Below are 13327 nucleotides of genomic sequence, written 5' to 3'. Positions count from 1 at the left end.
TCAGGCGTGCAGCGGGTTGATCTTGTCGGCCTTGATGCCGTACTTGGCGATCGCCTCGGCCACGGTGGTGGCGTTGATCTTGCCTTCTTCGGCCAGCGCGCGCAGTGCGGCGACCACGATGTAGTGGCGGTCCACCTCGAAGTGCTCGCGCAGCTTGCGGCGGAAGTCCGAACGGCCGAAGCCGTCGGTGCCCAGCACCTTGTAGGTGCGGCCCTTGGGCATATAGGGACGGATCTGCTCGGCGTAGGCCTTCATGTAGTCGGTGGATGCGATCACCGGGCCATTGTGCGACTGCAGCTGCTGCGTGACGAAGGGCACCTTCTGCGTTTCCAGCGGATGCAGCAGGTTCCAGCGGTCGGCTTCCTGGCCGTCGCGGGTCAGTTCGTTGAAGCTGGGGCAGCTCCACACGTCGGCGGCAATGCCCCAGTCGGCCAGCAGCAGTTCCTGGGCGAAGAAGGATTCGCGCAGGATGGTGCCCGATCCCAGCAGCTGCACGCGCAGGCCGCTTTCCGGCACCTTCTGGCCGGGCTTGCACAGGTACATGCCCTTGATGATCTGCTGCTCGGTGCCGGGCGTGAGGCCGGGCATGGCGTAGTTCTCGTTGAGCAGCGTGATGTAGTAGAAGACGTTTTCCTGCTCCTGCACCATGCGGCGCAGGCCGTCCTGCATGATCACGGCGACTTCGTGGGCGAAGGTCGGGTCGTAGCTCACGCAGTTGGGAATGGTGTTGGCCAGGATGTGGCTGTGGCCGTCTTCGTGCTGCAGGCCTTCGCCGTTCAGCGTGGTGCGGCCCGAGGTGCCGCCCAGCAGGAAGCCGCGCGCCTGCATGTCGCCGGCCGCCCAGGCCAGGTCACCGATGCGCTGGAAGCCGAACATCGAGTAGTACACATAGAACGGGATCATGATCCGGTTGCTTGTGCTGTAGCTCGTGGCTGCCGCGATCCAGCTGCTCATGCCGCCGGCTTCGTTGATGCCTTCCTGCAGGATCTGGCCGGCCTTGTCCTCGCGGTAGTACATCACCTGGTCCTTGTCGACCGGGGTGTACTGCTGTCCAGCGGGGTTGTAGATGCCGATCTGGCGGAACAGGCCTTCCATGCCGAAGGTACGTGCCTCGTCCACCAGGATGGGCACGACGCGCGGGCCGATTTCCTTGTCGCGCAGCAGCTGCGTCAGGAAACGCACATAGGCCTGCGTGGTCGAGATCTCACGGCCTTCGGGCGTGGCTTCGAGGATGGCCTTGAAGGTGTCCAGCGCAGGCGCCGTGAACTGCTCGCTGGCCTTGACGCGGCGGTGCGGCAGGTAGCCGCCCAGGGCCTTGCGGCGCTCGTGCAGGTAGCGCATTTCCGGCGTGTCGTCAGCCGGCTTGTAGAAAGGCAGGTCGGCGATCTGGCTGTCGGGAATCGGGATGTTGAAGCGGTCGCGGAAGGCCTTGATGTCCTCGTCGCCCAGCTTCTTGGTCTGGTGAACGGTGTTCTTGCCTTCACCGATCTTGCCCATGCCGAAGCCCTTGACGGTCTTGACCAGCAGCACGGTGGGTTGGCCCTTGTGCGAGTTGGCCGCATGGAAGGCCGCATAGACCTTCTGCGAATCGTGGCCGCCGCGGCGCAGGTTCCAGATCTCGTCGTCGCTCATGTGCTCGACCATCTTCAGCGCGCGCGGATCGCGGCCGAAGAAGTTCTTGCGCACGTAGGCGCCGTCATTGGCCTTGAACGACTGGTAGTCGCCGTCGTTGCACTCGGCCATGATCTTCTTGAGCACGCCGTCCTTGTCCTTGGCCAGCAGCTCGTCCCAGCCCTTGCCCCACAGCAGCTTGATGACGTTCCAGCCGGAGCCGCGGAACTCGCCCTCGAGTTCCTGGATGATCTTGCCGTTGCCGCGCACCGGACCGTCCAGGCGCTGCAGGTTGCAGTTGATCACGAAGATCAGGTTGTCCAGCTTTTCGCGGGCGGCCAGGGAGATCGCACCCAGCGACTCGACCTCGTCCATTTCCCCGTCGCCGCAGAAGACCCAGACCTTGCGGTTTTCGGTGTCGGCAATGCCGCGGGCGTGCAGGTACTTGAGGAAGCGCGCCTGGTAGATGGCCATCAGCGGGCCCAGGCCCATGGACACCGTGGGGAACTGCCAGAACTCGGGCATCAGCTTGGGGTGCGGGTAGCTGGACAGGCCCTTGCCGTCCACTTCCTGGCGGAAGTTCAGCAGCTGCTCTTCGGAGATGCGGCCTTCCAGATAGGCGCGGGCATAGATGCCGGGCGAGACGTGGCCCTGGATGTACAGGCAGTCGCCACCGTGGTTTTCGTTTTCGGCGTGCCAGAAGTGGTTGAAGCCGGCCGCAAACATGTTGGCCAGCGAAGCGAAGGAGCCGATGTGGCCACCCAGGTCACCGCCTTCGGGTGGGTGCAGGCGGTTGGCCTTGACCACCATGGCCATGGCGTTCCAGCGCATGTAGGCGCGCAGGCGGCCTTCGATTTCCAGGTTGCCGGGACAGCGCGCTTCCTGCGAGGCCTCGATGGTGTTCACGTAGCCGGTGTTGGCCGAGAAGGGCATGTCCACGCTGTTCTGGCGTGCATGTTCGAGCAGGTCCTCGATCAGCTTGTGCGCATATTCGGCGCCTTCACGGTCGATGACGGCCGACAGTGCGTCCATCCATTCGCGCGATTCTTGTTGGTCCAGGCCGGCGGGAACGCCTGCATTGCCTTGCGGGTCAGTCTGAGCTGTCATGGGAATGTCTCCTTGCAGAAGGTAGCGTCTTGGGGTCGAACCAGTGAGCGGCGCAGCGCGCCATCGCAGGCGGGTAGTTCACCACGCCTTGCGCGGCACAGACCCTGTCTGGCGAACTTGAAGATACCGATTCACTGCCTCAATGCTCGGCGAGTGTCGCATACTTTTTTCGAATTTCAAATGGTGCTTTTTGATTTCATAATTTGAAATTTTGCTGCAAACGCACATACAGTGAAGACCCCAAAGAACGTCGCCGAAGCGCCTGCGTGGCGACTCCAATACTCCTTAAAAACAGTCAGACTCTCCCCTACACTGGGCGCATGCAATCCTCCCCTTCCGAGCACGGCACGCACAGCCCTGCCCCCATGGCAGGCGTGGCCGCGCCAGTGCGCTGGTGGCGCAGCTGGTGGCGCAGTCTTTCCCCCACGCGCCAGGACCGCTTTGCGGCACTCGCCCCGCTGGCCGCCGTACTGATGTTCATGGCCGCCATCGTCGCGTCGTTCTGGTATCTGCGCATGGAGGAGATCGACCGCGAGAAGGAAGCGTTGCACCGCGACGTGGAATATGCCCAGCAGCGCGTGCGCCTGCGCCTGCTGGAGCGCCAGGAGCAACTGATGCGCATGGCGCGCGACATCAGCAACCACGATCTGGCCGAGTCCGATTTCGCCAGCCGCGCGGAAGCGCTCATCAGCCAGTATCCCGAACTGCAGTCCATCACCTGGATCGACTCCCAACGCCGCATTCTGGCCAGCCAGTCCGCCCCCACCGTGAGCAGCGACCAGTTGCGTATCCCCCGCGAGGTACTGCGCGCCGGTGACGCACTGGAGGCCTACCAGCTCGCGCGCGAGATGCAGCAGCCCATCTATGTGCAAGGCCTGGCCCACAAGGGCGAGGCCGCGCCGCTGCTGCAGCTGCATGTGCCGCTGGCGCAGGACGGCCGCTACATCGGCGAGCTGCTGGGCGAGTATTCCGTGGACAGCCTGCTGCGCTACGGCACGCCCACCGAAATCATGGCCCGCTATGCCATGACCATGCTCGACAGCCGGGGCCAGGTTCTGGCCGGCACACCGCTGACGCCGCGCAAGCAAAATGCCACCGACCTGCTGCGCTGGCGCACGGTGGCCAATGAGGACGAGGCTCCGGTCGCCCCCGTGGGCAACAGTCTGGTGCTGCGCGCACAGGCCTACCGCACCTCGCTGGGCGTGGTGGGCAGCGGCCTGTTCTGGCTGGTGGGCACGCTCAGCGCGATGACGGCATGGCTGCTGCTGGCCACCTGGCGCCACACGCGACGCCGCCAGCGCGCGCAGGAAGCCCTGGTTGCCGAAACCAATTTCCGCCGCGCCATGGAGAACTCGGTGCTCACCGGCATGCGCGCGCTGGACCTGCAAGGCCGCATCACCTACGTGAACGCCGCCTTCTGCCAGATGACGGGATGGAGCGAATCCGAACTCGTCGGCCAGATGCCGCCCTATTCCTACTGGCCCGACAACGACTATGACAACCTGCACTCCAAGCTGCGCGAGGAGCTGTCCGGCAAGACCATCGTCGGGGGCTTTCAGGTGCGCGTGCAGCGCAAGAACGGCACGCAGTTCGACGCGCGCCTGTATGTCTCGCCGCTGATCGACGCCCACGGCCAGCACACGGGCTGGATGTCGTCCATGACCGACATCACCGAGCCCAACCGCATCCGCGAGCAGTTGTCGGCCTCCTACGAGCGCTTCACCATCGTGCTGGAGGCGCTGGACGCCTCGGTGTCCGTCGCCCCGCTTGGCAGCGCCGAGCTGCTGTTCGCCAACAAGCTGTACCGGCAATGGTTCGGCTCGCAGACCGATGGCCATCTGCAGCTCGTCGCCCAGGCCGGCGTGCTGCCCGTGCGCTCTCAGCCGCAGGGCATGGACGATGAGGATGGCCTGATGGGCCTGCCCACCGACTCGCTGACCAGCGCACGCAGCGAGAACGCCGAGATCTATCTGCCCGAACTGGGCAAGTGGCTGGAAGTGCGCTCGCGCTACCTGAGCTGGGTGGACGGACGCCTGGCGCAGATGGTGATCGCCACCGACATCACGCCGCGCCGCCTGGCCGAGGAGCAGGCCGATCGCCAGGCCGAGCACGCCCAGTCCGTCAGCCGCCTGATCACCATGGGCGAGATGGCCTCCAGCGTGGCCCACGAACTCAACCAGCCGCTGACCGCCATCAGCAACTACTGCAGCGGCATGCTCACGCGCCTCGAAAAAGGCACGCTGACCGAGGAGCAGATGAAGTTCGCGCTGGAGAAGACCGCCCACCAGGCGCAGCGCGCGGGCCAGATCATTTTGCGCATACGCTCCTTCGTCAAGCGCAGCGAACCCAACCGCACCCTGGCCCAGGTCACCGACATGGTCAGCGAGGCAGTGGAGCTGGCCGGCATCGAGCTGCGCCGCCGCAATGTACAGCTGACCTACCACGTGGCCGAGCGCATGCCGGCCATCATGGCCGACACCATCCTCATCGAGCAGGTGCTGGTCAACCTCATGAAGAACGGCGCCGAATCCATCGAGCAATCGGGCCGACCCAGCCACCAGCGCAACGTGGAACTGCGCGTGGTGCCGCGCACCATCGAGGACCAGCGCGTCATCGAATTCAACGTGCAGGACACCGGCAAGGGCTTGCCGCCCGAGGTGCTGGAGCGCCTCTTCGAGGCCTTCTTCACCACCAAGAGCGAAGGCATGGGCATGGGCCTGAATCTGTGCCGCAGCATTGTCGAGTCCCACCAGGGCCGTATGCGTGCCGAGAACCTCTACAATGGTTCCGAGGTTGTCGGCTGCCGATTTTCATTCTGGCTGCCGCTGGCCCCGCCGGGCGACGCGACAACGCCGGCAGCGACCATTGAACCCACAACAAGGACGATTGCATGAGCTTGATCCCCAAAAAAGGCACTGTGTACGTAGTTGATGACGACGAAGCGGTTCGTGATTCGCTGCAATGGTTGTTGGAGGGCAAGGACTATCGTGTGCGCTGCTTCGACTCGGCCGAGACCTTCCTCTCGCGCTACGACCCACGCGAAATCGCCTGCCTCATCGTCGACATCCGCATGGGCGGCATGACCGGCCTGGAACTGCAGGACCGACTGATCGAACGCAAGTCTCCCCTGCCCATCGTCTTCATCACCGGCCACGGCGACGTGCCCATGGCGGTGAACACCATGAAGAAGGGCGCACTGGACTTCATCCAGAAGCCGTTCAACGAGGAAGAACTGCTGAACCTGGTCGAGCGCATGCTGGACCATGCCCGCGAAGCCTTTGCCGGCCACCAGCAGGCCGCCAGCCGCGACGCCCTGCTGGCCAAGCTGACCAGCCGCGAAGCCCAGGTGCTCGAGCGCATCGTCGCCGGCCGCCTGAACAAGCAGATCGCCGACGATCTGGGCATCAGCATCAAGACCGTGGAGGCGCACCGCGCCAACATCATGGAAAAGCTCAACGCCAACACCGTGGCCGACCTGCTCAAGATCGCCCTGGGCCAGGGCCAGACCGCTGCGGCGGCCAAGGCGGCCGTCGCAGGATAAGCACCGACGCCATCCCCTGCTTTTTTCAAAGGGCTGCTAGCGCTTGACCAACAAGCCCTAGCAGCATTTTTATTTTGGTATCCACTGCAATGACAGCCCAACTCATCGACGGCAACGCCCTCTCCCGCCAACTGCGTGCCGAAGTCGCACAGCGCGCCACTGCCCTGAAGGCCCGAGGGACCACGCCCGGCTTGGCCGTGGTCCTGGTCGGCGACAACCCGGCCTCCCAGGTCTATGTGCGCAACAAGGTCAAGGCCTGCGAGGACGCAGGCTTTCATTCCGTGCTGGAGAAGTACGACGCCTCGATGACAGAAGCCGAACTGCTGGCCCGCGTCGAGGCGCTGAACAACGACCCCCGCATCCACGGCATCCTGGTCCAGCTGCCGCTGCCCGCCCACATCGACGACCACAAGGTCATCGAGACCATCTCGCCGCTCAAGGATGTGGATGGCTTTCACGTGGCTAGCGCCGGCGCGCTGATGGTGGGCGAAGTCGGCTTCAAGGCCTGCACGCCCTATGGCTGCATGAAGATGCTCGAATCCATCGGCATGAAGGACCTGCGCGGCAAGCACGCCGTGGTCATCGGCCGCTCCAACATCGTCGGCAAGCCCATGGCCATGATGCTGCTGGCCGCCAATGCCACCGTCACCATCTGCCACAGCGGCACGGCGGACCTGGCCGCCATGACGCGCCAGGCCGACATCGTGGTCGCCGCCGTGGGCAAGCGCAATGTGCTGACCGCAGACATGTGCAAGCCTGGCGCCGTGGTCATCGACGTGGGCATGAACCGCAACGACGAAGGCAAGCTCTGCGGCGACGTGGACTTTGACGGTGTCAAGGAAGTGGCCGGCTTCATCACCCCCGTGCCGGGCGGCGTCGGCCCCATGACGATTACCATGCTGCTGGTCAACACCATGGAGGCGGCCGAGCGCGCCGCCGGCTGACCAGGAGCTGACAAGCATCGGGCAGCTCCCCGGGGAGCCGCTTGATTTCAATGCACCCGACGGCATCTGACACGCATGAGCAATCCCCTCCTCGAATCCTCCGACCTGCCCCTGTTCGATCGCATCCGCCCCGCCGACGTCGGCCCGGCCATCGACCATCTTCTGACCGGGGCCTGCGAGGCCCTGGAGACCGTCACGGCACCTGACTTCCCCGCGCGCTGGGATTCGATCTCCGCCGTGCTCGATGTCGCCACCGAGAAGCTGGGGACCGCCTGGGGCGCCGTCAGCCACCTCAACAGCGTGGCCGATACACCCGAGCTGCGCGCTGCCTACAACGAATCCCTGCCCAAGGTCACCGAGTTCTGGACGCGCCTGGGCGCCGACGAGCGGCTGTACGCCAAGTACAAGGCCATCGACCCTGCCACGCTCAACGTGGAGCAGCGCGCCGCATGGGACCATGCCATGCGCAATTTCGTGCTGTCTGGCGCGGAGCTGCAGGGTGAAGCCAAGCTGCGCTTTGCCAAGATTCAGGAACGCTCGGCCGAACTCACGCAGAAGTTCAGCGAGAACGCGCTGGATGCCACCGATGCCTTTGCCTACTACGCCACGGCCGATGAGTTGGACGGTGTGCCCCAGGACGTGTGCCAGGCCGCCCGTGCCGCCGCCGAAGCCGAAGGCAAGCAAGGCTTCAAGCTCACGCTGAAGATGCCCTGCTACCTGCCCGTGATGCAGTTCGCCACCAGCAGCGCGCTGCGCGAAAAGCTCTACCGCGCCTATGTGACACGCGCCTCCGACCAGGCAGAGGGCGATGCCCGCCGCTTCGACAACACGGCCAACATTTCCGAAATACTTGCCCTGCGCAAGGAAGAGGCGCAGCTGCTGGGCTACCGCAACTTCGGCGAGATCTCGCTGGTTCCCAAGATGGCGCATTCGCCGCAGCAGGTGATCGACTTCCTGCGTGACCTCGCGCACCGCGCCCGCCCCTATGCCGAAAAGGATGTCGCCGACCTGCGCAGCTTCGCACGCAAGGAACTGGGCCTGGCCGATCCCCAGCCCTGGGACTGGGCCTATATCTCCGAAAAGCTCAAGGAAGCGCGCTATGCCTTCAGCGAGCAAGAGGTCAAGCAATACTTCCCCGCCCCCAAGGTACTGGCCGGCCTGTTCAAGATCGTGGAGACGCTGTTCGACGTGGCCATCCGCCGCGACGTGGCGCCGGTGTGGCATCCCGCTGTCGAGTTCTATCGCATCGAGCGCAGCACGCCACAAGGCCCCCAACTGGTCGGCCAGTTCTACCTGGACCAGCCCGCGCGTTCGGGCAAGCGCGGCGGCGCCTGGATGGACGATGTACGCACCCGCTGGCTGCGCCCCGACAGCCACAAGCTGCAGACGCCGGTCGCGCACCTGATCTGCAACTTTGCCACCGGCGTTGACGGCAAGCCGGCCCTGCTCACGCACGATGACGTGATCACGCTGTTCCATGAGACAGGCCATGGCCTGCACCACATGCTGACCCAGGTCAACGAGCGCGATGTCTCGGGCATCGCGGGCGTGGAATGGGACGCGGTGGAACTGCCGAGCCAGTTCATGGAAAACTTCTGCTGGGAGTGGGAAGTGCTCAAGCACATGACCGCCCACGTGGACACGGGCGAGCCACTGCCGCGCGCACTGTACGACAAGATGATCGCGGCCAAGAACTTCCAGTCGGGCATGCAGACGCTGCGCCAGATCGAGTTCTCGCTGTTCGACATGCTGCTGCACACCGAGCACGATCCGAAGGCCGACATCATGCCGCTGCTGGCCCAGGTTCGCGCCGAAGTGGCCGTGCTGCCCTCGCCCGCCTACAGCCGCTCGGCCCATACCTTCAGCCACATCTTTGCAGGCGGCTACGCAGCGGGCTACTACAGCTACAAGTGGGCCGAAGTCCTCTCGGCGGATGCCTATGCGGCCTTCGAGGAAACCATGCTGGCCGATGGAACCCCCAACCCCGAGACAGGCCGCCGCTACCGCGAGGCCATTCTTGAAGCCGGCGGATCCCGCCCGGCGATGGAGTCGTTCAAGGCCTTCCGTGGCCGCGAACCCCAGCTGGACGCGCTATTGCGCCACCAGGGCATGGCCGAGGCCTGAGCCTGGCAACCCGGTCTGCAGCGCCCCGATGGGGCGCTTTTTCCTGGCCCGGCAACTCCACCGGATGCGCGCAGCCACATCCTGCGACTCCAGAAGATGGCCCAGGATGAATGGCACGCTATGCTTGCAGGCACTCCTGTGCGGGCATCCATCCGGCGAGTGGTCGCCGCCCCGGCACGAAACCCTTCTTCCGAAACCGAGATCGTCCATGCAGTCTTCTCCCAGCCTTGGCCACGGCGCCCTGCGCCACCTGATGCCATGCCTCGCCCTCGCCTGCCTTGCCGCCGCGCTGCCAGCTGCCGCACAGCAGGTCTACCGTATCGTCGGGCCGGATGGAAAAGTCACCTTCTCGGACCGCCCCGCCCCAAGCGCACAGCAGCAGGCAGCGCCCGCCGCCCAGGCAGTGGCGGGCGCCTCGGACAGCAACGCAGGCCTGCCCTATGCGCTGCGCCAGATTGCGAGCCGCTTTCCAGTGACGTTGTACTCCTCGTCCGATTGCACGCCCTGCGATAGCGCTCGTCAGTTGCTGCAGTCCCGGGGCATCCCCTATGCCGAGCGCCTGGTGCAGACCGAGGCGGACGCGGCAGCCCTGAACAAGCTCAGCGGGCAGACCGGACTGCCGTTTGCCACCATCGGCAAGCAGTTTCTGACCGGCTTCTCCTCCAGCGAATGGACGCAGTACCTGGATGCCGCAGGCTACCCCGCAAGCTCCCAGCTGCCAGCCCAGTACAAGCGGCCACCCGCGCAGCCCCTGACCACACCCAAGCCTGCCGCACCGGCCGCATCAGCTCCCGCCGCAGCACCCACCGCCGAGGAGCAGGCAAACAGGCGCACCCCCATACCCGCCCCCGCGCCAGGTGCACGCACCAGCGACAACCCCGCAGGCCTGAGCTTCTAGGCAGACACTGCCGCCGTCAGGAGCCCGGCCGTGGATTCCATGCTGTCCGACGTGGCCTGGACCTTGGCCAGGCTGGGCATTCTTGTGGGCCTGCCTGCGCTCATCGGGTGGGTACTGGTGGCAAGGCCTTCGTGGCGAGAGCCGTTGCGGCTAACCTGCCTGGTGCTGGTGCCCTGCCTGATCACGCTGTGGTTCATGCATGACGGAGGCCTGGGCAACGGTCTCAACCGCCTGGCCTACTACATGACGACGGCTGGCTTCTTTGCCATCTACGCCGGGCTGGCGGCCGTCACCTGGCTCATTCAGCGCATCAAAAAGCAGCGCACGCAAGCCTCATTGCGCGCGCTGTGTCTCGGTGGCATGGCCCTGCTCGTCTGGACCGCAGGCGCTGCGGTGTTCGAGAGCATCGGCTAGCAGCCGAGAGGCCAGGACCGGGTTCCTGCCTCAATAGTCGAGCGTCTGCACGCCTTCAGGCGTGCCCAGCAGGCAGACCGATGCCTTCTGGTGCGCAAAAACGCCCACGGTGACCACGCCGGGCCACTGGTTGACCTCGGACTCAAAGGCCAGCGGCTCAGCAATCTTCAGGTCGCGCACATCAAGAATGTGCTGGCCGTTGTCCGTCACCAAAGGAGCGCCGTCCTTCATGCGGATCTCGGCCCGGCCACCCCTGGCCTCGAAACGCCGGGCAATCTGGGCAGCAGCCATGGGAATCACCTCCACAGGCAGCGGAAAATCTCCCAGCACCTCGACGCGCTTGGAGGCATCGGCGATGCAGACAAAGCGCTCGGCCAGCGCCGCAACGATTTTCTCGCGCGTCAGTGCCGCGCCCCCGCCCTTGACCATGTAGCCCCGGCCGTCGATCTCGTCGGCGCCATCGATGTATACCGACAGGCGGTCCACCTCGTTGGCATCCAGCACCTTGATGCCCAGCGCCTTCAGGCGCTCGGTGCTGGCCACGGAGCTGGACACGGCCCCAGGGATCTGGTCCTTGATGGTGGCCAGCGCATCGATGAACTTGTTGACCGTCGAGCCCGTGCCGACGCCGACGATTTCGCCGGGCACTACGTAGGCCAGAGCGGCTTGCCCGACCAGGGCTTTGAGTTCATCTTGGGAAAAAGAGGCAGCAGATGTCGTCATGAGGGAAAATCCAGGTAATCCTTCGATTATCCCCATGTCTTTGATCCCCTACGCCCTGACCCGTCCCTTTCTCTTCGGCATGGACCCCGAATCCGCCCACGATCTCACGATGAACCTGATGGCAAAGGGGCAGAACACGCTCCTGCAGCAGGCCTGGGCCCAACCCATGGTGAGTGATCCCGTCGAGCTTGCCGGACTCAGGTTCCCCAATCGCGTCGGCATGGCTGCAGGCCTGGACAAGAACGCACGCTGTATCGATGCGCTGGCCGCCATGGGCTTCGGCTTCGTCGAGGTGGGCACCGTGACTCCGCGCGCGCAGCCCGGCAACCCCAAGCCGCGCATGTTCCGCATCCCCGAACGCAATGCGCTGATCAACCGACTGGGCTTCAACAACGAAGGCCTCGATGCATTCCTGAGCAACGTCAAGCGCTCACAGGCCCGCGCCATGGGCAAGCCCATGCTGCTGGGGCTGAACATCGGCAAGAACGCCAGCACGCCCATCGAAGAAGCCACCAGCGACTACCTCAAGGCGCTCGATGGCGTCTACCCGCATGCCGACTACGTGACGGTGAACATCAGCTCGCCCAACACCAAGAATCTGCGTGCCCTGCAAAGCGACGAAGCGCTGGATGCCTTGCTGGGAGCGATTGCCGAGCGGCGCGAGCAACTGGCCACGCAGCACGGCAAGCGTGCGCCGGTGTTCGTGAAGATCGCACCCGACCTGGATGAGGAGCAGGTCGGCGTCATCGCCACCACGCTGCAGCGCCACGGCATGGACGGCGTGATCGCCACCAACACCACGATCAGCCGGGATGCCGTCAAGGGCCTGCCCCACGCCGAAGAAACGGGCGGCCTTTCCGGCGCGCCGGTGCTGGAGGCCAGCAACCAGGTCATCCGCCAACTGCGCTCTGCGCTGGGAAGCCGCTACCCCATCATCGGCGTGGGAGGCATTCTCAGCGGCGAAGATGCGGTCAGCAAGATCCGGGCGGGCGCCGATGTGGTCCAGATCTACAGCGGCCTGATCTATCGGGGCCCCTGCCTGGTACCAGAGGCCGCACGGGCCATCGCGCAACTGCGTTGACTGCCGCGTTATCCGCGTGCTGACCAAAGAAAACGCCCGGCATGCCGGGCGTTTTTTGTGCAAGAAGCCTTGCAAGGCCTTATCTCAGCCCCTGCGCTGCTGAAGGCGTGCCAGCAAAGGCATGAGTGTGGTGCCGATGCGGATCAGTTTGCGCGGCCCCATGACCAAGGCAGCGGCAGCCGCCACGCCCACGGCCACGGGGTGCAGACGCGCAAACGTTGCGACGCGCTCGATCAGCGGTGCATCCGGGCGCACGTGTGTGGCGGCACGGCTCAGCGCCCGGGCCTGGGCCACGGCCGCCGAGCGCGCCCTGAGGCGCTCGCGCTGCTGGGCAATGCGCTGCATCACCTGCTGCTGCTCCACGGTGGAAGTGGGCCACAGCGCCGCATTGGGGCCCGTGGGCCTAGGCGGCGCAACCTCGTCGCGGGATTGGGAAGCGTTGGAAGCATTGACCATGATTACAGCCTCTTCTTCAGCGCCTGCCAGTCCTGGCTCAGCTCGTTGCGGGTGAGGATGAAAGGGCGTGCCAGACGTCGTACGGCCGCAAGCAACTGCCACAAGGCAATTGCAAGGATAGCCAGCCAGCCGCCAAACAGCAGCCAGGCCACCATCACGCGGTGCTCGGTGTCCCAGAACTGCACCAGCACCGCCACGGACAGCATGAGCATGACCACGACGCTGAGTCCGGCCAGCGCAATCAGCAGCACGACCACGGTCTGCATGCTGCGCTTGTGCTGGACCCATTCAAGCCGAGCCAGGTCGGTACGGTCCTCGGCGGCAATGGCCAGCTCGATCACGGCAGCACGCCAGCGCGCCACCCAGGCATCCAAACCCAGAAGGGAAATCCAGTTCACAGGCATCCTTTTCTGGTCAGGCATGCCGTT

The 13327-nt window shown here is 65.0% G+C and carries 11 protein-coding genes; 7 read left to right on the top strand and 4 right to left on the bottom strand.

Going from position 1 to position 13327, the window contains the following annotated elements; translation table 11 throughout:
• On the bottom strand, nucleotides 1-2718 hold the full coding sequence (gene aceE / locus AAN986_RS12640) for a pyruvate dehydrogenase (acetyl-transferring), homodimeric type (protein WP_016447107.1): 2718 nt from the start codon (nucleotides 2716-2718) through the stop codon (nucleotides 1-3).
• 320 nt (nucleotides 2719-3038) lie between these two features.
• On the opposite strand from aceE, the gene AAN986_RS12635 reads away from it, so the two are divergent.
• The 6 genes from AAN986_RS12635 (at nucleotide 3039) to AAN986_RS12610 (ending at nucleotide 10639) form a co-directional block, all read left to right on the top strand.
• Nucleotides 3039-5612, top strand: coding sequence for a PAS domain-containing sensor histidine kinase (locus tag AAN986_RS12635; protein ID WP_016447108.1), 2574 nt, complete (start codon nucleotides 3039-3041; stop codon nucleotides 5610-5612).
• Complete coding sequence (locus AAN986_RS12630) at nucleotides 5609-6259, top strand: response regulator transcription factor (RefSeq protein ID WP_012205807.1); 651 nt, start codon at nucleotides 5609-5611, stop codon at nucleotides 6257-6259. The genes AAN986_RS12635 and AAN986_RS12630 overlap by 4 nt, the downstream gene beginning before the upstream one ends.
• Nucleotides 6260-6348: 89 nt before the next feature.
• Nucleotides 6349-7203: a bifunctional methylenetetrahydrofolate dehydrogenase/methenyltetrahydrofolate cyclohydrolase FolD gene (gene folD, locus AAN986_RS12625; RefSeq protein WP_046239222.1), complete on the top strand. Its 855-nt coding sequence runs from the start codon at nucleotides 6349-6351 to the stop codon at nucleotides 7201-7203.
• Nucleotides 7204-7278: 75 nt separating this feature from the next.
• Nucleotides 7279-9327, top strand: coding sequence for a M3 family metallopeptidase (locus AAN986_RS12620; protein ID WP_047217018.1), 2049 nt, complete (start codon nucleotides 7279-7281; stop codon nucleotides 9325-9327).
• A 208-nt stretch (nucleotides 9328-9535) separates the two neighbouring features.
• Complete coding sequence (locus AAN986_RS12615; RefSeq protein ID WP_047217017.1) at nucleotides 9536-10225, top strand: glutaredoxin family protein; 690 nt, start codon at nucleotides 9536-9538, stop codon at nucleotides 10223-10225.
• A 39-nt stretch (nucleotides 10226-10264) separates the two neighbouring features.
• Complete coding sequence (locus tag AAN986_RS12610) at nucleotides 10265-10639, top strand: hypothetical protein (RefSeq protein WP_223275203.1); 375 nt, start codon at nucleotides 10265-10267, stop codon at nucleotides 10637-10639.
• A 30-nt stretch (nucleotides 10640-10669) separates the two neighbouring features.
• On the opposite strand, the gene rpiA is transcribed toward AAN986_RS12610, so the two are convergent.
• Nucleotides 10670-11362 (bottom strand): ribose-5-phosphate isomerase RpiA, encoded by a 693-nt coding sequence (gene rpiA / locus AAN986_RS12605; RefSeq protein WP_046239219.1) that lies wholly within the window; start codon nucleotides 11360-11362, stop codon nucleotides 10670-10672.
• Between the two features lie 34 nt (nucleotides 11363-11396).
• Between rpiA and AAN986_RS12600 the strand changes: the two genes are divergently transcribed.
• Nucleotides 11397-12443, top strand: coding sequence for a quinone-dependent dihydroorotate dehydrogenase (locus AAN986_RS12600; protein ID WP_046239218.1), 1047 nt, complete (start codon nucleotides 11397-11399; stop codon nucleotides 12441-12443).
• An 84-nt stretch (nucleotides 12444-12527) separates the two neighbouring features.
• On the opposite strand, the gene AAN986_RS12595 is transcribed toward AAN986_RS12600, so the two are convergent.
• Complete coding sequence (locus AAN986_RS12595) at nucleotides 12528-12899, bottom strand: hypothetical protein (protein ID WP_016447115.1); 372 nt, start codon at nucleotides 12897-12899, stop codon at nucleotides 12528-12530.
• A gap of 2 nt (nucleotides 12900-12901) precedes the next feature.
• The gene (locus AAN986_RS12590) at nucleotides 12902-13321 is read right to left on the bottom strand and encodes a phage holin family protein (RefSeq protein WP_016447116.1); all 420 of its coding nucleotides are present in this window, start codon (nucleotides 13319-13321) and stop codon (nucleotides 12902-12904) included.
• Nucleotides 13322-13327: the final 6 nt, after the last annotated feature.

The organism is Delftia sp. DS1230 (genome assembly GCF_040112715.1).
Lineage (GTDB): Bacteria > Pseudomonadota > Gammaproteobacteria > Burkholderiales > Burkholderiaceae_C > Comamonas > Comamonas tsuruhatensis.
Note: the sequence above shows the minus strand (reverse complement) of the source record. Positions and strands in the feature narration are given on the sequence as shown.

Excerpts from the sequence above, each read along its gene's own strand:
- AAN986_RS12630 (WP_012205807.1), top strand. The coding sequence starts at position 5,609 with ATGAGCTTGATCCCCAAAAAAGGCACTGTGTACGTAGTTGATGACGAC.
- AAN986_RS12600 (WP_046239218.1), top strand. The coding sequence starts at position 11,397 with ATGTCTTTGATCCCCTACGCCCTGACCCGTCCCTTTCTCTTCGGCATG.
- folD (WP_046239222.1), top strand. The coding sequence starts at position 6,349 with ATGACAGCCCAACTCATCGACGGCAACGCCCTCTCCCGCCAACTGCGT.
- aceE (WP_016447107.1), bottom strand. The coding sequence starts at position 2,718 with ATGACAGCTCAGACTGACCCGCAAGGCAATGCAGGCGTTCCCGCCGGC.
- AAN986_RS12620 (WP_047217018.1), top strand. The coding sequence starts at position 7,279 with ATGAGCAATCCCCTCCTCGAATCCTCCGACCTGCCCCTGTTCGATCGC.
- AAN986_RS12615 (WP_047217017.1), top strand. The coding sequence starts at position 9,536 with ATGCAGTCTTCTCCCAGCCTTGGCCACGGCGCCCTGCGCCACCTGATG.
- AAN986_RS12635 (WP_016447108.1), top strand. The coding sequence starts at position 3,039 with ATGCAATCCTCCCCTTCCGAGCACGGCACGCACAGCCCTGCCCCCATG.
- AAN986_RS12595 (WP_016447115.1), bottom strand. The coding sequence starts at position 12,899 with ATGGTCAATGCTTCCAACGCTTCCCAATCCCGCGACGAGGTTGCGCCG.
- AAN986_RS12590 (WP_016447116.1), bottom strand. The coding sequence starts at position 13,321 with ATGCCTGACCAGAAAAGGATGCCTGTGAACTGGATTTCCCTTCTGGGT.
- rpiA (WP_046239219.1), bottom strand. The coding sequence starts at position 11,362 with ATGACGACATCTGCTGCCTCTTTTTCCCAAGATGAACTCAAAGCCCTG.
- AAN986_RS12610 (WP_223275203.1), top strand. The coding sequence starts at position 10,265 with ATGCTGTCCGACGTGGCCTGGACCTTGGCCAGGCTGGGCATTCTTGTG.